Annotated in this window: 20 protein-coding genes; 10 read left to right on the top strand and 10 right to left on the bottom strand. The window is 72.8% G+C overall.

Going from position 1 to position 25,218, the window contains the following annotated elements:
* The first annotated feature begins 144 nt into the window (after positions 1 to 144).
* The 3 genes from narJ to ACODT5_RS44525 are packed head-to-tail and all read left to right on the top strand — an operon-like array spanning position 145 to position 2,806.
* Positions 145 to 843: a nitrate reductase molybdenum cofactor assembly chaperone gene (narJ, locus tag ACODT5_RS44535; protein ID WP_422524590.1), complete on the top strand. Its 699-nt coding sequence runs from the start codon at positions 145 to 147 to the stop codon at positions 841 to 843.
* Positions 843 to 1,568 carry a respiratory nitrate reductase subunit gamma gene (narI, locus tag ACODT5_RS44530; protein WP_422524589.1) on the top strand — a complete coding sequence of 242 codons (726 nt, stop codon included), beginning with the start codon at positions 843 to 845 and terminating at the stop codon, positions 1,566 to 1,568. Before narJ ends, narI begins: the two co-directional genes overlap by 1 nt.
* Positions 1,565 to 2,806, top strand: coding sequence for a TIGR04053 family radical SAM/SPASM domain-containing protein (locus ACODT5_RS44525; RefSeq protein ID WP_422524588.1), 1,242 nt, complete (start codon positions 1,565 to 1,567; stop codon positions 2,804 to 2,806). The genes narI and ACODT5_RS44525 overlap by 4 nt, the downstream gene beginning before the upstream one ends.
* Before the next feature lie 94 nt (positions 2,807 to 2,900).
* Here ACODT5_RS44525 and ACODT5_RS44520 read toward each other — a convergent pair whose 3' ends face one another.
* Positions 2,901 to 4,109: an RNA-guided endonuclease InsQ/TnpB family protein gene (locus ACODT5_RS44520; protein ID WP_422525239.1), complete on the bottom strand. Its 1,209-nt coding sequence runs from the start codon at positions 4,107 to 4,109 to the stop codon at positions 2,901 to 2,903.
* A gap of 147 nt (positions 4,110 to 4,256) precedes the next feature.
* On the opposite strand from ACODT5_RS44520, the gene hemG reads away from it, so the two are divergent.
* The 6 genes from hemG (at position 4,257) to ACODT5_RS44490 (ending at position 13,293) form a co-directional block, all read left to right on the top strand.
* Positions 4,257 to 5,639, top strand: a complete 1,383-nt coding sequence (gene hemG / locus ACODT5_RS44515; RefSeq protein WP_422524587.1) for a protoporphyrinogen oxidase — start codon at positions 4,257 to 4,259, stop codon at positions 5,637 to 5,639.
* Between the two features lie 178 nt (positions 5,640 to 5,817).
* Complete coding sequence (cseB, locus tag ACODT5_RS44510) at positions 5,818 to 6,558, top strand: two-component system response regulator CseB (protein WP_422524586.1); 741 nt, start codon at positions 5,818 to 5,820, stop codon at positions 6,556 to 6,558.
* Positions 6,559 to 6,563: 5 nt separating this feature from the next.
* Complete coding sequence (locus ACODT5_RS44505; protein WP_422524585.1) at positions 6,564 to 7,817, top strand: sensor histidine kinase; 1,254 nt, start codon at positions 6,564 to 6,566, stop codon at positions 7,815 to 7,817.
* 446 nt (positions 7,818 to 8,263) lie between these two features.
* The gene (locus tag ACODT5_RS44500; RefSeq protein ID WP_422525238.1) at positions 8,264 to 8,998 is read left to right on the top strand and encodes an ABC transporter ATP-binding protein; all 735 of its coding nucleotides are present in this window, start codon (positions 8,264 to 8,266) and stop codon (positions 8,996 to 8,998) included.
* Positions 8,999 to 9,100: 102 nt separating this feature from the next.
* The gene (locus ACODT5_RS44495) at positions 9,101 to 11,629 is read left to right on the top strand and encodes an ABC transporter permease (protein WP_422524584.1); all 2,529 of its coding nucleotides are present in this window, start codon (positions 9,101 to 9,103) and stop codon (positions 11,627 to 11,629) included.
* 86 nt (positions 11,630 to 11,715) lie between these two features.
* Positions 11,716 to 13,293, top strand: coding sequence for an alpha/beta hydrolase (locus ACODT5_RS44490; RefSeq protein WP_422524583.1), 1,578 nt, complete (start codon positions 11,716 to 11,718; stop codon positions 13,291 to 13,293).
* A gap of 75 nt (positions 13,294 to 13,368) precedes the next feature.
* Here ACODT5_RS44490 and moeZ read toward each other — a convergent pair whose 3' ends face one another.
* The 9 genes from moeZ to ACODT5_RS44445 form a co-directional block, all read right to left on the bottom strand.
* A complete protein-coding gene (gene moeZ, locus ACODT5_RS44485) occupies positions 13,369 to 14,547 on the bottom strand; it encodes an adenylyltransferase/sulfurtransferase MoeZ (protein ID WP_266904765.1) in 1,179 nt (392 codons plus the stop codon).
* Between the two features lie 63 nt (positions 14,548 to 14,610).
* The gene (locus tag ACODT5_RS44480) at positions 14,611 to 15,363 is read right to left on the bottom strand and encodes a spherulation-specific family 4 protein (RefSeq protein WP_422524582.1); all 753 of its coding nucleotides are present in this window, start codon (positions 15,361 to 15,363) and stop codon (positions 14,611 to 14,613) included.
* Positions 15,351 to 16,376 carry an NAD-dependent epimerase/dehydratase gene (locus tag ACODT5_RS44475; protein ID WP_243335987.1) on the bottom strand — a complete coding sequence of 342 codons (1,026 nt, stop codon included), beginning with the start codon at positions 16,374 to 16,376 and terminating at the stop codon, positions 15,351 to 15,353. Before ACODT5_RS44475 ends, ACODT5_RS44480 begins: the two co-directional genes overlap by 13 nt.
* Positions 16,377 to 16,484: 108 nt before the next feature.
* Positions 16,485 to 17,393 carry a hypothetical protein gene (locus ACODT5_RS44470; RefSeq protein ID WP_422524581.1) on the bottom strand — a complete coding sequence of 303 codons (909 nt, stop codon included), beginning with the start codon at positions 17,391 to 17,393 and terminating at the stop codon, positions 16,485 to 16,487.
* The gene (pelF, locus tag ACODT5_RS44465) at positions 17,390 to 19,231 is read right to left on the bottom strand and encodes a GT4 family glycosyltransferase PelF (protein ID WP_422525237.1); all 1,842 of its coding nucleotides are present in this window, start codon (positions 19,229 to 19,231) and stop codon (positions 17,390 to 17,392) included. Before pelF ends, ACODT5_RS44470 begins: the two co-directional genes overlap by 4 nt.
* Positions 19,232 to 19,417: 186 nt before the next feature.
* A complete protein-coding gene (locus ACODT5_RS44460) occupies positions 19,418 to 21,247 on the bottom strand; it encodes a dipeptide ABC transporter ATP-binding protein (RefSeq protein WP_422524580.1) in 1,830 nt (609 codons plus the stop codon).
* 76 nt (positions 21,248 to 21,323) lie between these two features.
* Complete coding sequence (locus tag ACODT5_RS44455) at positions 21,324 to 22,304, bottom strand: ABC transporter permease (protein WP_422524579.1); 981 nt, start codon at positions 22,302 to 22,304, stop codon at positions 21,324 to 21,326.
* 32 nt (positions 22,305 to 22,336) lie between these two features.
* The gene (locus ACODT5_RS44450) at positions 22,337 to 23,278 is read right to left on the bottom strand and encodes an ABC transporter permease (RefSeq protein WP_422525236.1); all 942 of its coding nucleotides are present in this window, start codon (positions 23,276 to 23,278) and stop codon (positions 22,337 to 22,339) included.
* A gap of 184 nt (positions 23,279 to 23,462) precedes the next feature.
* Positions 23,463 to 24,743: an RNA-guided endonuclease InsQ/TnpB family protein gene (locus ACODT5_RS44445; protein WP_422524578.1), complete on the bottom strand. Its 1,281-nt coding sequence runs from the start codon at positions 24,741 to 24,743 to the stop codon at positions 23,463 to 23,465.
* Here ACODT5_RS44445 and tnpA point away from each other — a divergent pair.
* Positions 24,742 to 25,191: an IS200/IS605 family transposase gene (gene tnpA, locus ACODT5_RS44440; RefSeq protein ID WP_422524577.1), complete on the top strand. Its 450-nt coding sequence runs from the start codon at positions 24,742 to 24,744 to the stop codon at positions 25,189 to 25,191. The two genes, ACODT5_RS44445 and tnpA, sit on opposite strands and share 2 nt — an antisense overlap.
* Positions 25,192 to 25,218 lie beyond the last annotated feature (27 nt).

The following is a 25,218-nucleotide window of genomic DNA, read 5'->3' as shown; positions in this document are numbered from 1 at the left end:
CCCCACCACTGACAACAGGCGAAAGAGCAGGTCAGAACAGATGCGAACCGAACTCCGGCGCTCCACGCCTCCGGCCCAAGGACCCATTCCTCCCCGCCCTAAAGGACGGGGCATCCTGGGAGAAACCAGGTGACCCGGGACCCGATGAGTGGCGATGCGCTGGTACGCCTGGTCGCGGGCTGCGTGCTGCAGTACCCCGGCGACTACTTCCACGACGAACTCCCGCGGCTCCGTGCGGCCCTCGCCGGGGCGCCCGCCGAACCGGCCGCGCTGCTCGGCGCGTTCCTCGACGAGGCCGAGCGGCAGACCCCGATCGAGCTGTGCTCCCAGTACACCTCGACCTTCGACACCCGCAACCGCCGCTGCCTCTACCTCACCTGGTGGGTGGACGGGGACACCCGCCGGCGCGGTCTCTCCCTGGTCCGGCTGAAGCGGATCTACCGGGACTTCGGGCTGGAGTTCGCGGGTGAGGAACTGCCCGACTTCCTCCCGGTGGCCCTGGAGTTCGCCGCCCGCGAGGAGGAGGCCGGCACCCGGCTGCTCCTGGAACACCGGGCGGGGCTGGAGCTGCTGCGCCTGGCGCTCACCGAGTCCGGATCCCCGTACGCCCGGATCCTGGAGGCGGTCTGCGCGACGCTGCCCGGCCCCTCCCCCGAGACCAAGGCGGAGGCCAAGGCCCTCGCGAAGAACGGGCCGCCGCAGGAGCTGGTGGGCGCGGGCTCGGCACTGGAGCCCTTCGGGCCGGGCCTCGACATGCCGGCCGACTTTCCTGGCGTGGTCCCCACCGACCTCCCCTGGCCCACGACGGCCCACTCGACCGCCTCCGAAAGGATGCCCGCCTGATGGACCTCCTCCTGTGGGGCGTACTGCCGTACGTCTCGATCGCCCTGCTCATCGCGGGCACGGTCTGGCGGGCCCGCTTCGACAAGTTCGGCTGGACCACGCACTCCTCGCAGCTGCACGAGTCGCGGCTGCTGCGGATCGGCTCGCCGCTCTTCCACTTCGGCATGCTCTTCGTGGTCGTGGGCCACGTGGTCGGCCTGCTCATCCCGAAGGGCTGGACCGACGCGGTGGGCCTGAGCGACCACGCGTACCACCTGATGGCGCTCTCCACCGGCACCGTCGCGGGGGTCGCGGCCGCCGTGGGCATCGGGATCCTGGTCTACCGGCGCTTCAAGGTTCCGGCCGTGCGCAGGGCGACCCTGCGCAGCGACCACCTGATGTACTCGTTCCTGCTCGGCGCGATGATCCTCGGGCTCACCGCCACCCTGATGAACTCGGCCGGGATGACGGACGGTTACAACTACCGCGACGGCATCTCGGTGTGGTTCCGCAGCCTGTTCACCTTCACCCCGGACTACCAGCTGATGGCGGGCGCCCCGCTCGCCTTCAAGATCCACATCCTGTTCGGCTTCACGCTGTTCGCGCTGATCCCGTACTCGCGCCTGGTGCACATGTTCTCGGTGCCGCTGAAGTACCTGTTCCGGCCGTACGTGGTCTACCGCAAGCGGGACCCGAAGCAGCTCGCCAACCGCCCGAGCAAGCGCGGCTGGGAGCGGGTCTCGTGAACACCCGACCCGATTCCGCGCACGCCCGCCCCGGTCCCGCACATCCCCGCTCCGCCCACACGGTCGTCCGCAGCCCCCGCCACGCGGTCTCCGACCGGCCGTTCATCGTCATCTGGGAGGCCACCCGGGCCTGCCCGCTGGCCTGTCTGCACTGCCGGGCCGAGGCGCAGACCCTGCGCCATCCCGAGGAGCTCGACGGGGCGGACGCCCGCCGGGTGATGGACCAGATCGCCGCCTTCGGCAAGCCCGGCCCGCTCTTCGTGATCACCGGCGGGGACCCCTTCCAGCGCGCCGACCTCACCGACCTGATCGCGTACGGGACCTCGCTCGGCCTGCGCGTCGCGGTCTCCCCGTCGGGTACGCCGACGCTGACCCGGGAGAACCTCGTAGCGGTCCGGGAAGCGGGGGCCATCGCGCTCTCGCTCTCCCTCGACGGTTCCACGGCAGGGCGCCACGACGCCTTCCGGGGCGTGTCCGGGGTCTACGACTGGACGCTGGAGGGCTGGCGGGCCGCCCGGGAGCTCGGGCTCAAGGTGCAGATCAACACCACGGTCACCCGCGACAGCCTGGAGGACCTGGCCGACATCGCGGCGCTGGTCAAGCGCGAGGGCGCGATGCTGTGGTCGGGCTTCGTCCTGGTCCCGACCGGGCGCGGGGAACAACTGGACTCCCTGACCGCCGCCGAGATCGAGGACGTCCTGCACTTCCTGTACGACTGCGGGGCGGTGATGGCCACCAAGACGACGGAGGGCCACCACTTCCGGCGGGTCGTGCTGCAGCGCACGATCCTGGACGCGCTCGGCGAGCGGCCCGCCCTGGGCCCGCTGTACGAACGCCTGACGGCCCGCGCCCGCGAGCTGGGAGTCTTCGACGGGGAGCAGCGGGCCGTGCGCCGGCCGCCCATGGACGTCTCCTCGGGCCGCGGCTTCGTCTTCATCTCGCACACGGGCGAGGTGCACCCCAGCGGCTTCCTGCCGCTCTCGGCCGGCAACGTGAAGAACCACCCGCTGACCGAGATCTACCGGGGCTCGGCGCTCTTCACCAAGCTCCGCGACCCCTCGCTGCTGCGCGGCAAGTGCGGGGCGTGCGAGTTCAAGACGGTGTGCGGCGGATCGCGCTCCCGGGCGTACGGCTTCACGCGCGACGTGCTCGAAGCGGACCCGTACTGCGCGTACGAGCCCGGCAGCTTCCCCCATCAGGAGGATCTCAGGGCTTTGACCGAAAGCATGAGGCGCTGACCCACTCCGGTCCCATAAGTTCCATATGGGAACATATCGACCACGGCCTCGGGGCCACGGGAGAACACAATGCGTTCATTGAATCCTCCCCTCCCTAAGGGGAGGGGATTCCTGGCTCACTGCGCCTGCGGCCCGGCGGGCGCGCAGGTCTTACAAGATCGGCACCAGCCGGGTGGAGACCAGCCCGGACGAGCATGACGCGGGCGGAGTTCTTGTCTCTGGGGGAGACGGCTCCGCACGCGGTGCACGAGTAGGTTCGCATCGAGAGAGGTAGCGCGTGCTTGGTTCTCGCTCCGCACTGTGCGCAGTCCATGGTGGTGTGCGCGGGGTGGACAAGGTGCAGTTCACGGCCGTGCTTGCGGGCCATGTGGACCAGTGCGTGTTTGGTCGCGCCGATCGCCGCGTCCGCGGCCTTCTTCGCCATGGCCGACTTGGCGAGGAACTTCGGACGGAAGTCCTCTACGGCGAGCCGGTCGTGATCCCGGACCACCGACTTGGCCCACTTGCGGCCCATGTCCTCACGCTGGCGTGCAACTTTCTTGTGCAGCTTCGCCGTCAGCTTCTTCGCCGTCCGGTAGCCCTTCGAACCAGGCTGCCCCTTCTTCGGCTTCCTTCGGGACATCATCCGCTGGTAGCGGGCCAGGCGCTGGGCGGCATTCTTTCCGTGCTGCGCGTGGGGAAGGTCGTGGGCGTCGCTGGTGGTGGTCGCGGTCTCCGTCACGCCCCAGTCGATCCCGATCACCGCGCCTGTTTCCGGGAGCGGCCGCACTTCGGCGGGGACGACAAAAGAGGCGTACCAGTGGCCGAGACTGTCACGGTAGATCCGCACCGAGGACGGAGGCTCGGGCAGGCCCCGGGACCACACGACCGTCACGGCGATGCCGCCCGCCAGAAGCAGGCGTCCGTCCTGCAACCGGAAACCGCGCTGGGTGTAGTTCAGGCTCGGGTCGACCTGCTGCTTCTTTTTGTACTTCGGCATCCCTGCCCGCTGCCGCATCGGCAGCCGGGCCTTGACATCCTTGAGCGCCTTGGCGCGGGACTTACCGAAATCCCGGATGAGTTGCTGCTGCGGAACGCTGCTGCCTTCACGCAGCCACACATTCGCGGCACGGGCCCCGGTCAGCATCTTGTCCAGCCTTGCCGGACCGCACTTCTCGTCCTCGGCGTGGGCCTTCTTCGACCGGGCGCAGCACTCGTTCCAGATCCACCGGCACCGCGCCCACTCCGCTTCCAGAGCTGCCCTGGCGGTGAACGACACGCGAAGCCGGTAGGTGTACCGGGCATGCCCGGCATCCTCGGCCATCCGCGCTGTCGTCACGCGGTCAACCTAACCGAGGCCACTGACAATCCAAGAAAGTGCAGGTCACAACAGATGCGCAGTGCGCTCCGCCGCTTCGCGGCTCCGTGTCAAGGACCCGTTCCTCCCCGAGCCGGAAGCCCGGAGCGTCCTGTGAGAAACCAAGTGATCGTCATCGGTGGCGGGATCAGCGGTCTGGCCGCCGCGTGGCAGTTGCGCGGCCAGGCCGATGTCACCGTCCTGGAGAGCCACGCCAAGGTCGGCGGGAAGCTCCGGACCGGCACCATCGCCGGCATCACCGTCGACGAGGGCGCGGAATCCCTCATGGCCCTGCGCCCGGAGGCCGTGGAACTGGCCGCCGCCGTCGGACTCGGCGGGGCCCTCTGCGATCCCGCGAAGGCCGCCACCACCATCTGGACCAACGGCGCCCTGCGCCCGCTGCCCGCCGGACACGTGATGGGCGTCCCCACCGACCCCTCCGCCCTGATCGGCACCGGACTGCTCTCCCCCGAGGGCGTCCGGCGCGTCATCGCCGAGGAGACCCTCCCGGCCACCCCGCTCACCGAGGACTGCTCGGTCACCGAGTACCTGGGCGGCCGCTTCGGCCAGGAAGCCGTCGACCGGCTCGTCGAACCCATGCTGGGCGGCGTCTACGCCGGCCTCGCCGACCGGCTCTCGCTGCGCGCGGCCATGCCCCGGATCGCGGCCCTCGCCGAAGCGGGCACCCCGCTCCTCCCGGCCCTGCGCCGGATGCGCGCGGCGGGCGCCCCCCGCTCGGGGGCCGTCGCCGTCCAGGGCGTCGTCGGCGGCACCGGGCGCTTCCCGGCGGCCGTCGCGGAGGCCTGCGGAGCCCGCATCCTCACCGGGACGACGGCCCGCTCGCTCCAGCGGGTCGCAGGTGACCGCTGGCGCGTGCAGGCGATGACCGGCGACGGCGCGCTGACGATGGAGGCCGACGCGGTGATCCTCGCCCTCCCCGCCTTCGCCGCGGCGGAGCTGCTGCGCCCGCACTCCCCGATGGCCGAGGCCGAACTCTCCTCGATCCCGCACGCCTCGACGGCCGTCATCACCATGGCCTTCTCCCGCGCCCAGGCCCACTTCCTCCCCGAGGGCAACGGCTTCCTGGTCCCGCCGGTCGACGGCCACACCCTGAAGGCCGCCTCCTTCCTCTCCAACAAGTGGTCCTGGCTGCACGACGCGGCCCCCGAGACCTTCGTGCTCCGCGCCTCCATCGGCCGCATCGGCGAGGACGAGCTCCTCGGCCGCCCCGACCGCCACCTGGTCCGCTCGGCCATCGCCGAGCTCCACCACGCGGTGGGCCCCATGGGCGAACCCCTGGCCACCCGCGTCACCCGCTGGGACCGGGGCCTGCCCCAGTACGGCGTCGGGCACCGCGAACGCGTCGCCCGCATCCGCGAGGCCGCCGGCAAGCTCCCGGGCATCGCCCTGTGCGGAGCGGCGTACGAGGGCGTGGGCGTGGCCGCCTGCGTCGCGACGGGGCGCGCGGCGGCGAAGCAGGTCCTGGCCCAGCCGTAGGACGCGGCGACAGGGATCGCCCGTCGTTCGTATCGGGCGGGTATCAGCGGACGCTCGGCTCTTCATCTGATCGGTCCACGGGGCCGCGGCTGCGGAAAACACGGCAGCCGCGGCCCTATCGTTCATTTCAGCCACCCGTCCGCTCAACCACCCGTCCGCCGAACAGGAGTCGTCCCCCGTGTCCTCCCCCACCCCGGCTCCCGCCGCCCCGCGACCCGTTCGCGTACTGCTGGTGGAGGACGACGAGCTGATGCGCCGCTCGTTCAGCGTCTCCCTGGAGCGCTACGGGTACACGGTGCGGGCCGCCGCCGACGGACTCACCGGCCTCGAATCCTTCCGCGACGAGGACTTCGACCTGCTGATCCTCGACGTGATGCTGCCCGGCCTCGACGGGATCGGCCTGTGCCGCAAGGTCCGGGAGACCAGCCTGGTCCCCGTCCTGATGATGTCGGCCCGCGGCGACGGCCTGGACATCGTCGCCGGTCTGGAGGCCGGGGCGGACGACTACGTGGTCAAGCCCGTGGACACCAACGTGCTCGTGGCCCGCATCCGCTCGCTGCTGCGGCGCGCCACCTACGCCCCCGCCCCGGCGGCCGGGCAGACCGCGGCCGAAGGTCCGGGCCCCTCCGAGGGGGAGCTCCTGTCCTTCGGGGACCTGACCCTCCACACCGGCGGCCTGGACGTGGCCGTCGGCGGCACCCCGGTGGCGCTCACCCCGACCGAGCTGAAGCTGCTGCTGGAGTTCGCCGCGCACCCGGGCATCGTGCTGGAGCGGCACACCCTGCTGCGCAACGTCTGGGACTACGGCTGGGACGGCGACAGCCGGGTCGTGGACCTGTGCGTGCAGCGGCTGCGCGGCAAGCTCGGCCGGGACCGGATCGAGACGGTCCGCGGCTTCGGCTACAAGCTCAAGCGCTGAGACCGGTGGCCCCCTTCGAGCGGCGTCGGCCGGGCCGCGTCCCCCTGCGCTGGAAGATCGCCGCCCTGGCCGCGGGCACGGCCTGCCTGGTCGCGGTGGCGGTGGGCGTACTCGTACACCTCTGGACCGCGTCGGACATCCGCTCCCGGGCCGAGATGCAGGCCTTCAACACCGTGCACTCGGCCATGGACACCTACCGGCGCACCGGAACCCTGATCGAGGGCGCCGAGCTCGATCCGCCCGGACTGCCCGCCGCACTGCGCGACCCGGACGACGGCGATCGGCACACGGCCTACGACGGGCACGTCGACGGGAACAGCGGTCCGACCGTCTGGGCCGCGCAACGCGTCGGCGGCCCGGGCAGTCCCGTACTGGCCTACCGCGTCAACACGAACCCGCAGCTCTACGGGCTGCGCCGGCTCGACGCCACGATGGCGGTGTCCTCCCTGCTCGCCCTCGCCGCGGCCACCCCCCTCGCCGTCTACGGAGCCGGGCTGCTCGGCCGCCGCCTGAGCCGGGTCTCCGAAACCGCGAGCCGGATCTCCGCCGGGGACCTGGACGCCCGTACCGGACCCACGCAGGGCCGCGACGAGCTGGACGACATCGCCGCCACCGTCGACCTCATGGCCGACACCCTCGGCCGGAAGCTGCGCGACGAGCGCCGGTTCACCGCCGACGTGGCCCACGAACTGCGCACGCCCGTCGGCGGTCTGCTGGCCGCCGCGGACCTGCTGGCGCCCGGGGAGACGGAGGACCTGCTCCGGGCCCGGGTGCGCGATCTGCGCGGGCTCGTCGAGGACCTCCTGGAGATCTCCCGGCTGGACGCGGGCGCCGAACTGCCGGTCCACGCCCGGGTCCCGCTCGGCGAGGTCGTCGCCGAAGCCGTCACCCGTACGGGCCTCGCCGCGGAGGTCGACATCAACGTCGCCGAGGAGACCGAGAGCGTGGAGACCGACCCGCGCCGCCTGGAACGGATCGTCGGCAACCTCGTCGTCAACGCCCACCGGCACGGCCGGGCCCCGATCCGGGTCACCGTAGAGGGCCGCACGGTCGTCGTGCGCGACCACGGCCCCGGCTTCCCCGCGGACCTGCTGCTCGCAGGCCCCCGCCGCTTCCACACGGGCCGCGCGGAGCGCGGCACGGGCCACGGCCTGGGCCTGACCATCGCCGTGGGCCAAGCCCAAGTCCTCGGCGCCACCCTCGACTTCACGAACGCCCCGACCGGCGGCGCGATCGCCACGCTACGCCTGCCCACCTGACCGCCGCCCAAATCCAGCCCCGCCGGCGTTTGAGCCGCGGGGTCCGGGGCGGAGCCCCAGGGGGTCCGGGCGCAGCCCGGGGAACGGGCGAAGGGCGGGGAGGGGACCTCGCCCCGAGCAGCGGCACATCCAGCCCCGGCGGCGTTTGAGCCGCGGGGTCTGGGGCGGAGCCCCAGGGGGTCCGGGGCACAGCCCCGGGGAACGGGCGAAGGGCGGGTAGGGGATTTCGCCCCGCGCAGCGGCAGCCCGCCCGCCCGATACGGGACCGATACGCACGGGAGCGGCCACCGATACCCGGCGGCGCGGGCCCCGATACGTCCCCCGGACACCCTTCGAAGTGCAGCTTCCCGCGCCGAAGAGGAGTCCCCGTGACCGCCGCCCCCCTTGCCCCGCAGCCGCAGCCGCAGCCGCATCCGCATCCGCACCCACTCCACCCACCGACCGGCATCGCGGCCGCCACCACCGCCCTCTCGAAGGTCTACGGCACCGGCGACACCCGGGTCGTCGCCCTGGACGACGTCAGCGTCTCCTTCCGCGAGGGCGAGTTCACCGCGATCATGGGCCCCTCCGGCTGCGGCAAGTCCACGCTGATGCACTGCGCCGCCGGTCTCGACTCCCTCAGCTCCGGCTCCGTCCGCATCGGCACCACCGAGCTGGGCTCCCTGAACGACGAGCAGCTCACCCGGCTGCGCCGCGACCGGATCGGCTTCGTCTTCCAGGCGTTCAACCTGCTGCCGACGCTGACCGCGGTGGAGAACATCACCCTGCCGCTGACCATCGCCGGCCGGAAGCCCGACCGGCAGTGGCTGGACCACGTGGTGTCGCTGACCGGCCTCAGCGACCGCCTCGGCCACCGTCCCGGACAGCTCTCCGGCGGGCAGCAGCAGCGCGTGGCGGTGGCCCGGGCCCTGGTCTCCCGCCCGGCGATCGTCTTCGGCGACGAGCCCACCGGAAACCTGGACTCCCGGGCCGGCGCCGAGGTCCTCGGCTTCCTGCGCGACTCGGTGCGCGAGCTGGGACAGACCGTGGTCATGGTCACCCACGACCCCGTCGCCGCCGGGTACGCGGACCGCGTGGTCTTCCTCTCCGACGGCCGGCTGGTCGACGAGATGACCCGGCCCACCGCGGACCGGGTGCTGGACCGGATGAAGGCGTTCGACGCCCGCTCCCGTACGAGCTGACCCCTCCCCGCTCCCGGCAGCACCGCGCCCGCGCACCGCGCCCCCGCACCGACCCAGCCGCCCGCCCGCACCCCGGGCCCGCCTCCCAGGATCCGCATCCCCATGTTCCGTACCGCCCTGCGCAACGTGCTCGCGCACAAGGCCCGCCTGCTGATGACCGTGTTCGCGGTCATGCTCGGGGTCACCTTCGTCACCGGCAGCCTCGTCTACGGGGACAGCCTGAAGCAGGCAGCCGTCGACCGGGCGAGCGCCGGCTACGACCGCGTCTCCCTCAACGTCGCGCCCGACACCGTCCCCGGATCCCCGCCGGCCGCGCTCGACGCCCGCACCGCCGCCACCCTGGGCGCGGTCCCCGGCGTCTCCGCCGCCGCGGGCCGGGTCGACGGCTTCGCCGCCGTCGCCGACCACGAGGGCCGGCTGCTGGGCAACGGCACCTTCCGCAAGGGCGGCAACTTCGCCCCGGCCGAGGACGGCACGGACCCCGCCTACCGGTTCACCGCGGGCACCGGCCCGGCCGGCGAGCACGCGATCGCCCTCGACGAGGCCAGTGCCGCCAAGGGCGGCTACCGCGTCGGCGACACCGTGCGCGTCGGTACGGGCACGGGCGCGGCCTCGTACACCCTCAGCGGGACCTTCCGCACCGACGCCTCCAAGCTCTCCCCCGGCGGCAGCCTGGTCCTCTTCGCGGACGCCACCGCCCAGCGGCTGTTCCTGCGGCCCGGCCACTACACGAACATCGAGATCACCGCCGCACCCGGCACCGACCTGGCGGGGCTCCGCGCCCGGGTCGACGCGGCGATCCCCAAGGGCAGCAGCGCCATCACCGGCGCCCAGCTCGCCCGCCTCCAGGCGAACATGGCCTCCAGCGACAGCGACACCATGAGCCAGATCATGCTGGGCTTCGCCGCGGTCTCCCTGTTCGTGGCCACCTTCCTCATCTCCAACACCTTCACCATGCTGGTGTCCCGGCGCACCAGGGAACTGGCCCTGATGCGGGCCGTCGGCGCCTCCCGCAAGCAGGTGCGCCGGATCCTGCTCACCGAGTCCGTCCTCGTCGGACTGATCGCCTCGGTGGCCGGCATCCTGGCCGGCACCGGGGTCGCCGCGCTGCTCCAGGCCTTCTTCTCCCCCGCCGACAGCCCGGCCGCCCCGCTGGTCCTGCTGCCCGCCACGGTGTTCACCGCGCTGCTGGTCGGGACCGCACTGCCCGTGATCGCCGCGTGGGTTCCGGTCCGCCGGGCCATGGCCATCCCGCCCGTCGCCGCCCTCGGCGCCGCCGAGCCCGCGGCGCCCGCACGGGCCGGCTCCCTGCGCACCGGCCTCGGCGCCGCGCTCGCCGTCACCGGCACCGCGGCCGTGCTCTACGGAGCCCTCACCACGGGCCGGGACGCCCGGGCGGTCATCGGTCTCGGCGCCGCCCTCACCCTGGCCGGGGTGATCACCCTCATCCCGCTCCTGGCGCGGCCCTTCACCGCCCTGCTCCGGCCGCTGCTGATCCGCGTGAGCCCGGTGCAGGGCGAGCTCGCCGCCCGCAACACCGTGCGCGACCCGCGTCGTACGGGCGCCACGGCCGCCGCGCTCGCCATCGCCCTCACCCTCGCGTCGGGCCTCTCCGTCCTCGGGGCCTCCGCCACCCAGTACCTCGACGGCGCGACCACCCGCGACCTCACCGGCGACTACCTGGTCAAGGCCGCCCCGGGCGGCCAGCGGATGACCCCCGCCACCGCCGCGCTCCTCGACAAGCTGCCGGACGCCTCCTCCAGCCCGCTCGACCAGTCCACCGAGTACCGGCTCGGCGGCGTCTCCTCCGTCCTGACCGGCGTCGACCCCGCCACCATCGGCCGCCTCCTGCGCTACGAGGTCACCGAAGGCTCCCTCGACGGCCTCAGGGAGGGCCGGATCGCCGTGGCCGACTACAAGGCGAAGGCGAACGGCTGGAAGGTCGGCCAGAAGCTTCCGCTGGAACGCCACGGCACACAGGGCGAAGTCACCATCGGCGCCGTCTACCAGGCGGACCAGCAGAGCAACCTGCTGCCCAGCATCACGGCGCCCGACTCCCTCGTCGCCCGCTACGACGCGGCTCCGCACACCGACGCGATCGTCGTGGCCACCGGCGGCGGACCCGGCCGGGCCGCCCTCGCGGGCATCACCAAGGCCCTCGGCGACAACCCCGCCCTGTCCGTCCTCGACAAGGAAGCCATCCGCACCGAGGACACCAGCGGCATCGGCGACCAGGTGAACGTCTTCTACGCCCTGCTGAGCATGGCCCTGGTGATCGCCGCCCTGGGCATCGCCAACACCCTCGCGATGTCCGTGCTCGAACGCCGCAAGGAGATCGGCACGCTCCGCGCCCTCGGCCTGGACCGCGCCGGAGTCACCCGGATGATCCGCATGGAGGCCCTGCTCGTCGGCGCCCTCGGCGCGGCCGTCGGCACGGTCATGGGCGTGTTCACCGGCTGGGCGCTCGGCCGCACCCTCCAGGAGAGCGTCGTGGGCTACGCCCTGGTCATCCCCTGGGGACGGCTCGCCCTCGGGGTGCTGCTCGCCCTCGCCGGCGCCCTCCTCGCCTCCCTCTGGCCGGCCCGCCGGGCCGCCCGCGTGGACATCCCCGCGGCGACCGCGGCGCACTGACGGGGAGACGGCCGGCCGCCGCCCCCGCATGACCCGGATGGGTCAGCGCGGGGGCGGCGCGCGCGGGGCGCGCACAGGATGAAGGCATGCCCACACACACCCTCCGGGTGGCCGCTGCCGCCGCCGCTGCCGCCGCGCTGCTCGCCACCAGTGCCTGTTCCGACGGCGGAGGCGAGAAGAAGAGGGGCAAGGACGGCGCCGCGCAGGACATCGAGAAACCCAAGTGGGGCGAGTGCGAGGCCCCCACCCCCGCCGAGGGGGTCGGGCAGGTCCCCGGCAAGGACTGGCAGTGCGCCGTCATCGACGTGCCCCTCGACTACGCCGAGCCGGAGGGGGAGACGATCCCGCTGGCGCTGATCCGGGCGAAGGCCCGTGACAAGGACAAGCGGATCGGCTCGCTCGTCTTCAACTTCGGCGGCCCCGGCGGCTCCGGCATCAGCACCCTGCCCGGCGCGGCGAAGGACTACGGCGCCCTGCGCGAGCGGTACGACCTGGTCAGCTTCGACCCGCGCGGGGTGGGCCGCAGCGCGCCCGTGCTGTGCGAGGACGACAAGCAGCTGGACGCGTACTACTCCGCGGACTCCAGCCCCTCGACGCCGGAGGAGGAGAAGCAGTTCCTCGCCACCTCCAAGAAGTACAAGGACGCCTGCCAGGCGAAGTCCGGCAAGGTGCTGCCCCACGTCGGCACCGAGAACGCGGCCCGTGACCTGGACCGGATCCGCCAGGCCCTCGGCGACGAGAAGCTGTACTACTTCGGCATCTCCTACGGCACCGAGCTCGGCGGGGTCTACGCCCACCTGTTCCCCAAGAACGTCGGCCGGGCCGTCTTCGACGCCGTGGTCGACCCGACCAAGAACTCCGAGCAGGGCGCCCTCGGCCAGGCGAAGGGCTTCCAGCTCGCGCTCGGCAACTTCGCCCAGGACTGCGTGGACCGCGGCGACGCGTGCGTCCTGCAGGGCAGCACCGCCAAGGAGATCGAGGCGAACATCATCAAGCTCCAGAAGCAGCTGGCGGCCAAGCCCATCCCCGGCTCCGGCGACCGGCTGCTCACGGAGGACGCCGCGACGAACGGCATCGCCTTCGCCCTGTACTCCAAGGAGGCCTGGCCGCTGCTGGAACAGGGCCTGGACGAGGCCGAGGGCGGTCAGGGGCAACTGCTGCTCGCCATGTCCGACGCCCTCAACGGCCGCGACCCGAAGGGCACTTACAGCAACATCGGTTCGGCCAACACCGCCATCAGCTGCGCCGATTCCAAGGACCGCTACACCCTGGCGCAGACCAAGGCGAAGCTGCCCGAGTTCCGGGCCGCCTCACCCGTCTTCGGGGACTTCCTCGGCTGGGCCATGATGGGCTGCACCGACTGGCCCGTCGCCGGCGCCTGGAACACCCCGGACGTCTCCGCCCCCGGCTCGGCTCCCATCCTGGTGATCGGCAACACCGGTGACCCGGCGACCCCGTACGAGGGCGCCCGCAAGATGGTGGAGCGGCTCGGCCCCGGCGTCGGCGTGGAGCTCACCTTCAAGGGCGAGGGGCACGGCGCCTACAACAGCGGCGACGCGTGCGTGCAGCAGGCCGTCGACTCCTACCTGCTCGACGGCAAGGTCCCCGGCGCGGGCACCGTCTGCACGGCGTCGAAGTCCCCGGCGCCGACCTCGCCGGTCTAGGACCGGAGCACGCCGAAGGGGCCGCACCTCGCGCGAGCGAGGTACGGCCCCTCCGGGTGACTGCTGTGGACCGGCCTAGTAGACCGGCTTCTCGGGCTCGATCTGGTGGACCCAGCCGATGACGCCGCCGCCGACGTGGACCGCGTCCGCGAAGCCCGCGGACTTCAGGACCGCGAGGACTTCCGCACTGCGGACACCCGTCTTGCAGTGCAAGACGATGCGCTTGTCCTGCGGCAGGTCCGCGAGGGCGGTGCCCATCAGGAACTCGCCCTTGGGGATCAGCTTCGCGCCGGGGATCGAGACGATCTCGTACTCGTTGATCTCGCGGACGTCGATGATCTCGATCGGCTCGTCGTTGTCGATCCACTCCTTGAGCTGCTTGGGAGTGATCGTCGAGCCGAGCGCGGCCTCCTGGGCCTCCTCCGACACGACGCCGCAGAAGGCCTCGTAGTCGATGAGCTCGGTGACGGTCGCGTTCGGACCGCAGACCGCGCAGTCGGGGTCCTTGCGGACCTTGACCTGGCGGTACTGCATCTCCAGGGCGTCGTAGATCATCAGACGGCCGACCAGCGACTCGCCGACGCCCGTGAGGACCTTGATGGCCTCGGTGACCTGGATGGACCCGATGGACGCGCAGAGCACGCCCAGCACGCCGCCCTCGGCGCAGCTCGGGACCATGCCCGGCGGGGGCGGCTCCGGGTAGAGGCAGCGGTAGCACGGGCCGTGCTCGGACCAGAAGACCGAGGCCTGGCCGTCGAAGCGGTAGATCGAGCCCCACACGTACGGCTTGTTCAGCAGCACGCAGGCGTCGTTCACGAGGTAGCGCGTGGCGAAGTTGTCCGTGCCGTCGACGATGAGGTCGTACTGGCTGAAGATCTCCATCACGTTCTCGGCTTCGAGCCGCTCTTCGTGAAGGACCACGTTCACGTACGGGTTGATGCCCAGCACGCTGTCGCGGGCCGACTCGGCCTTGGAACGGCCGATGTCCGCCTGGCTGTGGATGATCTGGCGCTGGAGGTTCGACTCGTCGACCTCGTCGAACTCCACGATGCCCAGCGTGCCGACGCCGGCCGCGGCCAGGTACATGAGGGCGGGCGAGCCGAGGCCGCCCGCGCCCACGGCCAGCACCTTGGCGTTCTTCAGGCGCTTCTGGCCGTCCATCCCCACGTCGGGGATGATCAGGTGGCGGGAGTACCGACGGACCTCGTCAACGGTGAGCTCAGCAGCTGGCTCTACCAGGGGTGGCAGCGACACGGGGACTCCGTAGATGATTAAGTCTTAACGGTGGTTCTTCCCGTAACACTGCCACGCCCTCCTTCATTCCGAGACACCCGGTCCGATCCGCGAGACGATTTCGTCCCAGTACCCGGGCATCGACGCCCAGGGGTCCAGGGGAGCGGCCCCGCGCCGGTCGGTGAACCAGATGGTCCCCGCGCCCTGCCAGCGGGCGATCCGGAGCGCCTCCTCCAGGTGCGTGCGCGGTACTCCGTGCACGAGGTGGCAGAACGTCTCCGGCGGGTGGTCGGCCGTCCACTCCGCGACCTGCGACCAGCGGTAGTCGGCCCAGGTTCCGGAGAAGGTGACCAGCTGGTCCGCGGTTTCCGTGTACCCCTCATAGGGGTGGGTGCCGTGTCCGAGGACGATCCGCAAGCCGTCGCCGAGGCCCCGCAGGGTGTCCACGACCCGGCGCACGGAGGCCAGTTCCGCCTTCCCGGCCGGGGCGTCCGCGAGGTAGAAGCCGTCGGCTCCGTACCAGTCGCGGAAGCGGTGGGCGTCGGAGACGAGCTCCCCGAACGACCGCTCTCCGTCTCGCATGGCGAGATGGCCGAGGACCGCGCCGCCCGCGTTACGGAGCTTCGCGGCCGCCTCCGTGCAGTGCGGGTCGGGCCGGCCGCCCGGCCCGTCCGTGACGTTGAGGACGGCCCAGTGCAGCGGCGTGCCGGGCCGGGTCAGCTCGGCCCACTCCACCGGGGCCAGCAGCGGATGCGCGTACCCGGGCACTCCCAATCCGAGCCGGCCCGCCTCGGTGGCCGCCTGGCCGGTGGCCGGCGGGGTGGTCAGATGCGGCACGCCGCCTCCATCCAGATGTCCGCGAGGGACTCCTCCAGGTTGATCCGCGGCCGCCAGCCGAGCCGGTCGCGGGCGGTACGGACGTCCGCCTGCTGCCAGGCTCCGCAGCCGTCCGGGTAGGGGTACGGGGGCTGGGCCGTCGCGGCGGCGAGCTGCTCGGCCGTGGCCTCGGAGCGCGGGGAGCCGATCGCGGCGAGCCCGGCGGGCCGCCCGGGGTGCCCGTGCGCCTGCGGGTGCTGGGCGTGCTGTCCGTGCTGCGGTACGTCGATCTCGTGCAGCGAGCCTCCGTACCCGGCGACCCGCGCCAGCACGGCGGCCGCGTCGCGCAGCCGGACCGCCCGGCCGGTGCCGATGTTGACGACGCCCTGGGCCGCCGACAGCGAGGCGGCGTGCACCGCGCGCGCCACGTCCCGTACGTCGACGAAGTCGCGCTGGACTCCGAGCCCGCTGAGCTTGAGCTCGCCGTCCCCGGACTGCATGGCGCGCCGCATGGCCTCGGCGAGCCGGCCGAGGGGGGATCCGGCGGGGGTGCCGGGGCCGACGGGCGAGAAGACCCGCAGGACGACGGCGTCCAGCCCGGAGCCGAGCACGAGCTCGGTGGCGGCCAGCTTGCTGACTCCGTACGGCCCTCCCGGTCTGGGCACGGCGTCCTCGGCCGTGGAGGACCCGGGCTGGCTGGGCCCGTACTCGGCGGCGCAGCCGAGCTGGACGAGCCGGGCGCCGCAGCCGCTGCGGCGCAGCGATTCGCAGATGGTGGCGACGGCGACGGTGTTGTGCCGGGTGAGCTCGCGGGCACCGCCCCGGGTGGCTCCCGCGCAGTTGATGACGACGCCCGGGTGGACGGCGTCGAGGAACCGGGTGAGCGCGCCGGGGCTTCCGGTGGCGAGGTCGAAGCGGACGTCGGCGTCGTCTCCGCGGCCGAGCGCGGTGAGCTGGACCGCGGGGTCGGCGAGCAGTCGGTCCGCCACGTAGCGCCCGAGGTATCCGTTGGCTCCGATCAGCAACACCCTCATCGCGCGGCCCCTTGGTTGGTTGGCTGGCCGGTCATGTCCTTGTTCTCCTTGGTGGATGGGTGGATCGGGGTGGGGGGTACGGCGCTTCGGTGTCTGCTTCCGAAGGATTCAGGGCCGCTGCGCGTGCGCGGAGGCCCGCGACAGCACGAGGACGGCGGGTACGAGGACTCCCACCGCGGCGGCGAACGGCGCCGCCGGGAACGGGAGCAGGGCGAGTACGAGGGCCAGGGCCGCCGCGAGGGCTCCGCGCGGGGCTCCGTGGCCGAGCAGCAGCCGGGTCAGGAAGAGCAGCACCGCGAGCGGTACGGCCACCGCCAGGGGGGTCCCGGCCAGTGCGGCCGCCCCCGCGGCGGCCGCGGCGTACAGCGCGAGCGTTCCGAGGAGCAGGGGTCTCACCCCGTCGGCGAAGTCCTCCAGGGCCCGGCTCCCGGCGAGGCGGCGCCGGGCGCGGGCCGCGAAGACGGCGTCGGCCAGGTGTCCGGGGGCGACGGCCACGGCCAGGGCGGTCCCGAGCGGGGTGCCGTGGCGGTGGACGGCCCAGCCGAGCGCGGCGGCGGCCAGCAGGTACACGGCGGCGGGGAAGCGGCCCCCCGCGGCCCGGCCCGGCCGTCCGAGCCCGGCGACGGTGACGAGCACCGCGAAGGCTCCGGCCCAGGGCACCCCGGCGGCGGCCGCGCCGAGGGCGAGGGCCCCGGGCAGCAGCGCGTAGCCGAAGCCCCGTACGGCCTTGGCGTGGACCGGGATCCCGGTCGGCGGGGCGGGCGGGGTGCCGTCGCGGGGGGTCCGGGCGTAGAGCTCCTCCGCGAGGGAGAAGACGTCCCGGTGGCGGAAGCGGGCGGCGGTGCGGTCGGTGATGCCGTGCGCCTCCAGCCCGGCGGCGATCTCCAGCGGGTCCACGGCGTGCTCGCAGAGCTCCCGGTGGCGGTGGAGCAGCGCCTTGACGGGGTCCCCGGCGGAGCGGGCCCTGCGGGGCGGGGGCGGGTCGAGGGGGACGGCTTCGTCCAGGGGCACGGTCATGCGGAGGCCTCCGTACTCGAGGCGCGCCCGGCACGCGCGGCGGGCACCATGACGCGGGCCGCGCCCGGCCCGGAGCCGTCGGCGGAACCCGGCCCACCGGGCCCGGCCGGGCCGGCGTCCGGGGCGGGGGCATCGGGGCCGTCGGCCGCGGCGCCCTCCGGGGTGCCGGAGGGGGCGGCCCCGCCCGGGGCCGGGGGGCCGGCCGGGTCGGGGGCGGGGCCCCCGGAAGCGGCGGACGGCGTGGGCTCGGGGTGGGGCGCGGCCCAGGTGGGGGTGGCCCAGTGGCCGGGGACCCGGGCCTCGGGCGGCTGCTCGAAGGGCACTCCGGTGCCGTCGGGGCGGGCCGGGCCGCGGGCGAGCAGCCGCAGGTAGGACTCCTGGAAGGCGGCGACGTTCTGCTCGACGGTGAAGAGCTCGAGGGCCCGCGCCCGGGCGGCCGAGCCGAGCCGCTGGGCCCGCTCGGGGTCCCGCAGCAGCGAGACGCAGGCTTCGGCGAGGGCGCGCGGGTTGCGCGGCGGCACCACGAGCCCGGTTCCGCCGATCACCTCGACGACGGCGCCGACGTCGGTGGACACGGTGGCCCGGCCGCAGAACATGGCCTCGGCCAGGGTGATGGGGAAGCCCTCGATGACGGAGGAGAGCACCACCACCCGCCCGGAGCCGTACGCGTGGGCCGGGGACGGCGCGTCGGGTCCGCCGATCTCCTCGAAGGTGACCGGGTTCTCGCCGACCGCGTGCGCGTCGGCGGCCTCGTCGGGGAAGAGCTGCGCCGCGAGCGAGCGGCAGTCGGCCAGGTAGCCGTGCCCGACCTCGTGCTGACCCGGGCCGGCCGCCGTCGCGAAGATCCGCAGCCGGGCGCGCGGTTCGGCCCGGCGCACCTCGGCGAAGGCGTGCAGCAGGGCGATCAGGTCCTTGGCGGGGTCCACCCGGCCGACCCAGACGAGCGTGTGCGGGTCCCCGCACGCCGGGTCCTCGCCGACCGCGGCGAATCGGTCCGCCTCCATCCCGGGGTAGACCGTGCGCAGCCGCTCGCGGGAGGCTCCGCAGCGTTCCTGCCAGCGCCGGGCGTGCGCGTTTCCGGGGGTGAGCAGGTCGGCCTGGGAGTAGATCTCGCCGGCCAGCCGGGTGTGGAACGCCGCGAGCAGGGCCCGTACGGCCGGCCGCTCGTCCCGCGCGGAGTGCTCCAGGTAGTGGGCGCGGAGCTGGACCCCGTACTCGGTGACCAGGAGCGGCACTCCGAAGAAGCGTTTGGCCAGGAGCCCGGGCAGCGCCGCGACACCGCCCGCGGCGGCGTGGCAGACGTCGACCTCGCTGAGGTCCTCGTACCAGTCCAGGGACAACGGCCGCAGCATCCGCTCCAGTTCGTCCACGAACTCCAGGAGGTCCGCGACCTGCGCCCGCTGCACTTCCCTGCTCGCCTCGGGGGCGCGGCAGGCGGACTCCACGGCCCGTACGGCCGTCTCGGAGCGCAGTGCCGCGTACAGCCCGCCCTGTTCCGAGGCGAGGGCGGCCAGCTCGTACAGCCCGTCCGCGAACCGCGCGGGGTCGGCTCCGCAGATCCCGCGGACCAGTTCCGTGAAGGCGGCGGCGAAGCGGCGGCGCTCGCGGCGCCGGTAGCTGCGCCCGTCATCGGCCGGCGCCCACAGCGGGGCGGTCCGCACCCGGGTGACGTGGGGGGGCAGCGGCACCCGGCCGCGCTCCTCCTGCTCGGCGCTGCGGCTCAGGGCGTAGAGCTCGAACTCGTGCTGGGGAAGCCCGCGCACGAGCCGGTCGCACCACAGCCTCGCTTCCCCCGTCGCATACGGATAACCACCTTCCGTGAGCAGTCCGATCCGCACGAGTGGCACCCCCGATCTCCCGTTTCAGGCGGTCTCCGTCGGTCCGGCGACCCGCCGGGTACGAACTCAAGCGGATATGCCGAAGGCGCGACGGACGGTTGTCCGTCGCGCCACCGGAAGGGGTGAAGAGTCGTAACTTTCCCGTACGGTTCGCGTTCGAGCACGCTAAGAACTACGTGGGGCGGTCTACGAGGCCCCCGCGAGGACCTCCCCGCCGCGGCGCCGGCCGAGCCGCCGGGCGGCCGCCACGGCCGGGTCGAGGGACGGGACGGCGGCCAGCAGTTCCCGGGTGTAGGCGTGCGCCGGCCGGTCGTAGACCTCGTCGACGGGGCCCTCCTCCACGATCACCCCGCCCCTCATGACGGCGACCCGGTCGCTGACCTGACGCACCACCGCGAGGTCGTGCGCGATGAAGACCAGGGCGATCCCGAGCTCCTGCTGGAGCTCGGCCAGCAGGGCGGTGACCTGCGCCTGCGTGGTGACGTCGAGGGCCGAGACGGGCTCGTCGCAGACGATCGGCCGGGGCCGGGGCGCGAGGGCCCGGGCGATGCCGACGCGCTGGCGCTGGCCGCCGCTGAACTCGTGCGGGTACCGGTCGTAGTGCGCCTCCTCCAGCCCTACGCGCAGGAGCAGTTCCCCCACCCTGGCCCGGATGGCGGCCCGGCCCTTCTCCCCCGCCGCGCGCAGCGGATCCGCGATGGACTCGCCGATCGACCGGCGCGGGTTGAGCGAGGACACCGGGTCCTGGAACACCATCTGCACCCCGGGCACCAGGCCGACGCTCTCCACCCCGTCCCGCCGGACCTGCCCGGACGTGGGCTCGAGCAGCCCGACGAGCATCCGCCCGAGGGTGCTCTTGCCGCTGCCGCTCTCCCCGACGATCCCGAGCGTCTCCCCACCCCGCACGAACACGGACACCCCACCCACGGCCTCCACCCGCCGCTTCCCCCGCCCGAACTCCTTCCGCAGCGAAAACGCCTCGACGACGGGCAACTCCGCCTGCTCCTCCGCAACTTCCGCCAAATCCAGCCCCGCCGGCGTTTGAGGCGCGGGGTCCGGGGCGGAGCCCCGATCTCTGAGCCGCACCCGGCCACCCTGCCGCGGCAGCCCCACCGGGCCCGTTTCCAGCCCGGCCAATTCCAGCCCCGCCGGCGTTTGAGGCGCGGGGTCCGGGGCGGAGCCCCGATCTCTGAGCTCAGCGGACGCACCCCGCCCCGCCAAATCCAGCCCCGCCGGCGTTTGAGGCGCGGGCACGGGCAGCGCCCGTACAACCGCCCCCGGCCGGGCCACCCGCACCGCGTCGAGCCTCGGCACAGCCGCCAGCAGCGCCACGGTGTACGGATCGGCGGGAGCCGACAGCACGGACCCGACCGGGCCACGCTCGACGACACCCCCGTCCCGCATCACCAGCACCGCGTCCACGTTCTCCGCCGCCACCCCCACGTCGTGCGTGACGAGCAGCAGCCCGAGCCCCCGCTCCTCCCGCAGCCCGTGCAGCAGGTCGAGGATCTGCGCCTGGACGGTGACGTCGAGCGCCGTGGTCGGCTCGTCCGCGATCAGCAGCTTCGGCTCGCACGCCAACGCCATCGCGATCAGGGCCCGTTGCCGCATGCCCCCGCTGAACTCGTGCGGCCGCGCCCGGGAGCGGCGCACCGCGTCGGGTATGCCGACCCGGTCGAGCACCTCCACCGCCCGGGCCCGGGCCGCCCGCCGCGTCACATCGGCATGCACCCGGTACACCTCGGCGATCTGGTCGCCGATGGCGTAGTACGGGTCCAGGGAGCTCAGCGGGTCCTGGAAGACCATCGCGGCGACGGCGCCCCGCAGCTCCCTGAGCTCCGCCGGGGAAGCCGTGCCCACGTCGGTGCCGCCGACCCGGACGGTGCCGCCGATCCGCGCTCCGGTCCCGTGGTGCAGCCCCAACAGGGCTGCCGCGACAGTCGACTTGCCGCTTCCGGACTCCCCCACGATGCCCAGGGCGCGGCCGGGCTCCAGGGTGAAGGACACCCCGTCCACGGCCCGTACGCACTCCCCGGCCGGCCGACCGGGAAGTCGACGGTGAGCCCGCCGACGTCCACCAGCGATGCGTGCGTCATGCCAGAACCACCCTTCGGTCCGCGACGGCGTACAGCACGTCGGCGACGACACCCGCGAGCACCACGGCCGCGCCGATGGCGAGGACCACGCCCACCACCACGGGCAGGTCCACGACCCGTACGCCGTCGATGAGGGTCTTGCCGAGCCCGGGGATCCCGAACAGCGACTCGGTCAGCACGGCGCCGCCGATCATCGTGCCGAAGTCCACGGCGCTGAGCGCGATCACCGGGGCCACCGCGCCCCGCACGGCGTGCCGGGTGACGATGGCCCGCTCCCCGACCCCGTAGGCGCGGAAGGTGCGGATGTGGTCCTCGGCGAGCGTCTCCAGGGTGGAACTACGGCTCAGCCGGGCGTACTTGGCGCTCTCGAAGAAGCCGAGGGTCACCCAGGGCAGCAGCATGTTCCACGCCCACTGCTCGGGGTCGTCGCCGAGCGGTACGTACGTGGGGAAGGGCAGCCACTGGAGGTAGGCGCAGAAGGCCATGAGCAGCAGCAGCCCGAGGATGAAGACGGGGGTGCCGGTGGCGGCGAGCGTGAGCACGGTCAGCGCCCGCTCGGTGAAACCGCCCCGGCGCAGCGCGGACAGCAGTCCGGTGCCGACGCCGATCACGAGCCAGATCACCAGCGCGCCCAGCGCCAGCGACAGGGGGGCGGGGAGCCGCTCCAGCAGCAGCTCGGTGACCTGCTGGTCGTTCTGGTACGAGAATCCGAGGCAGGGCGCGTCGCAGTGCAGGACGAGCCCGGCGCCGCCGGAGGAGTCCCGGCCCACCAGCAGTCCCTGGAGGAAGTGCAGGTACTGCGCGACCGCCGACTCGTTCAGCCCGAGCTGTTCGCGCACCTGGGCGATCTGCGCCGGATTGCAGCGCTCCCCGCAGGCGAGGCGGGCGGGGTCGCCGGGGACGAGGTAGAAGAGGGCGTAGATCACGACGGACAGGGTGAGCAGCACGAGCAGTGCGCCGCCGGTCCGTTTGAGCACTGGGGGTCCCCCCGGCGGTAGCTGGGGGAGGGTCACCCGGTGCGCTCCTTCCTGGTGCCGACCCGCAGCCGCGAGTCCTCGCGCGGGTCGAGGGCCGTGCGGACGGCGTCGCCGAGCACGGTGAAGGCGAGCACGGTGACGAAGAGCAGCCCGGCGGGGAGCAGCACGTAGGTGGGGTCGGCGCGGAACCAGTTCTGGGCGCTGGACAGCATCTGCCCCCACGAGGGGGTGGGCGGTTTCACGCCGACCCCGAGGAAGGACAGGGAGGCCTCGACCACCATGGCGGTGGGCACCTTGATCGCGGCGAGGGTGATGACGGGCGCGGCCAGCGAGGGCAGCAGCTCCCGGCGGGCGATCCGCAGGGTGCCTCCCCCTCGGGCTCCGCCCTGGGGGGACCCCCCTCCCGAGAGCCGGGCGGCGTCCACGAAGTCCAGCTCCTTGAGGGAGAGGGTCTGGGCGCGCACCATCCGGGCGAGGCCGCCCCAGTCGAGCAGTCCGATGACGAAGATCAGCAGCAGCGGCCGCGGGAACCCGGCCGGGACGACGGCCGTCAGGGCGATGGCGATCACCAGCAGGGGCAGGGCGATCATCACGTCGGTGAACCGGCTGACGACCTGGCCCGCGAACCGGCCGCCGAGGGCGGCGGCGAGTCCGACGCCCACGCCGACGAGGATCTGGACGGCGGTGGCGCCGAGGGCGACGAGCAGCGAGATCCGGGCCCCGTAGAGCAGCCGGGTGAACAGGTCGCGGCCGGTGCCCGGTTCGACGCCGAGCCAGTGCTCGCCTGAGGTCCCGCCGAAGGACCCGATGGGGACGCCGCCGCGCGCGGAGTCGACGAGCTCGTCGTGGTAGGCGTTCGGGTCCTGGCCGGTGAGCTGCGCGAACAGCGGTGCGGCGAGGGCGAGGAGGACGAGGAGTGCGAGGACGGCGGCCGCCGCCACGGCCGAGGGCCGGGCGCGCAGCCGCCGCAGCATCTGCCGCCCGAGGCCCGGGCCCGGGGCGATGGCCCCGGGCCCGGACACCGGCCGGTCGGCGAGGAGCGTCACTTGACCGCGACCTGCGAGACGTCGAGGACGCCGGTCCAGTCGCTGATGACGACGTTCTTGCCGACGAGCCGCTTTTGAAGTGCTCTCCTGGCTGAAGCCGGGAGATTCCTGCTTACCTTGCGGTAGCGGGCTTGACGCGCTTCGCGCGCCTGACGACTGCCCTTCCGGCAGCCGGGATGAGCGCGAGGCCCATCCGGTACAGGTGCAAGACGTTGCGGGCTGCGTTGTGGTCGGCGTTGCCCGACCAGCCGCAGTCCGGGTTCTTGCACACGAACACGGCCTGGGACTCCCGGCTGCCGGGCGTGGTGCGGCCGCAGACGGAGCAGCGCCGGGAGGTGCCGGGGGCGGGCACCTTGAACAGGTCACCGCCGTGTCGGGAAGTCTTGTACGTCAGCATGACGACCGTCCGGCCCCACGCCTCCCCGCTGATGGAGCGGTTCAGCCCAGACTTCTGCGCAACGTTCCGTCCCGGCTCCTCGACGGTCCCCTTGGCAGACTTGACCATGTTCGTGATGGTGAGTGTTTCGACCACGACCGTGCCGTAGGTGCGGGCGATGGAGGTGGTCGTCTGATGTTGCCAGTCCAGGGCCCTGCGCTTGGCTTTCGCGCGGAGTCCTGCGATCTGGTCGTAAGTGTGGTGCAGCCGGCGACTGGTGCGCTCGCCGCGCTTACGGTGGCGCTTACGCTGCGCGGCGCGCTGCTCCAAGCGCAGCAGCTTGGCCTTCTCTCGATCGGTCAGCCACTCGCCGTGCCCGTACGTTTCGCCGTCAGAGAGGGCGATGGGGACAGTGACGCCGACGTCGATGCCGACGTCCGGCCCCTGGTGGGGCTCGGGCTTGACCTCCAGAGCCTGGACGCGGAAGGCGATGTGCCAGCCCTGTGCGTCCTTGACCAGCCGTGCCCCGGTGATCCGGTTCTCCCCGTCGGCGTGCTTGCCGACAGGGAGGCCCTTGGTCCACCGGAAACGGACCCGCCCAACCTTGGGGACATTAGCCATGCCCCAGCGGCGGTGCACCCGAACGATGTTCAGGTCCCGCCCCTGCGGAATGTCCACGGACATCACCGACCGGAACCGCCCTTTGAAGTTCGGCGCGTCGGCGCGGCCGTCCCAGCAGTTCTTCCACGCCTGGAAATACGTCTTCAACACCGCTTGTGCGGCCTGGGCCGGAAGAACAGCAAGAAAGTCGATGCCCTCGCGGGCCTGCCGGATCGCAGCATCCGCATTTACCAGAGTCCGCTTATCCTTCGGCATCATCTGCCACCACGCATGCAGACAGTTCCACATCGTGCGGGCCGCGTGCGCCTGTCCATCGGTCTTCAACACCCCGGCAGGCGACAGCGCGAGCCGGGCGCGATGCCCTAACTGCCGCTTGACCAGGGTGTCTTGACTCATGAACGGGAACCTAGCATCGGTTGTGTCGCCGCGTCGGAATCCTCATCCCGATGTACGCACCGGACGTCATGTTGTTCGCAACCTGCATGTTCATTTGGTTTTCGTCACCAAGTACAGGCAGAAAGCGTTCACCGACGCCATGCCGACCCGCACCGAAGAGATCATGCGGGAGGTCTGCACCGATTTCGAGGCCGAACTGAAGCAGTTCAACGGAGAACAAGACCACGTGCACCCGCTCGTGCACTACGCGCCGAAAGTCCAGCTCTCCAAACTGGTCAACTCTCTCAAGGGCGTCAACTCCCGACGGATCCGCCAGGAGTACGACAGCCATGTCCGCCGGTACCTGCGGGGCGGACACTTCTGGTCCGGCTCCTACTTCGCCGGATCGTGCGGCAGGGCACCCCTGCCCATTGTCAAGCAGTACATCGAGAACCAGCAGCCCCCCTGAAAGGCGGAGCGCCGGCCCAGATCAGAG

The sequence above is a fragment of the Streptomyces tatrensis genome (assembly GCF_049310065.1).
GTDB lineage: Bacteria > Actinomycetota > Actinomycetes > Streptomycetales > Streptomycetaceae > Streptomyces.
This window is presented reverse-complemented; position numbering and strand designations above follow the sequence as displayed.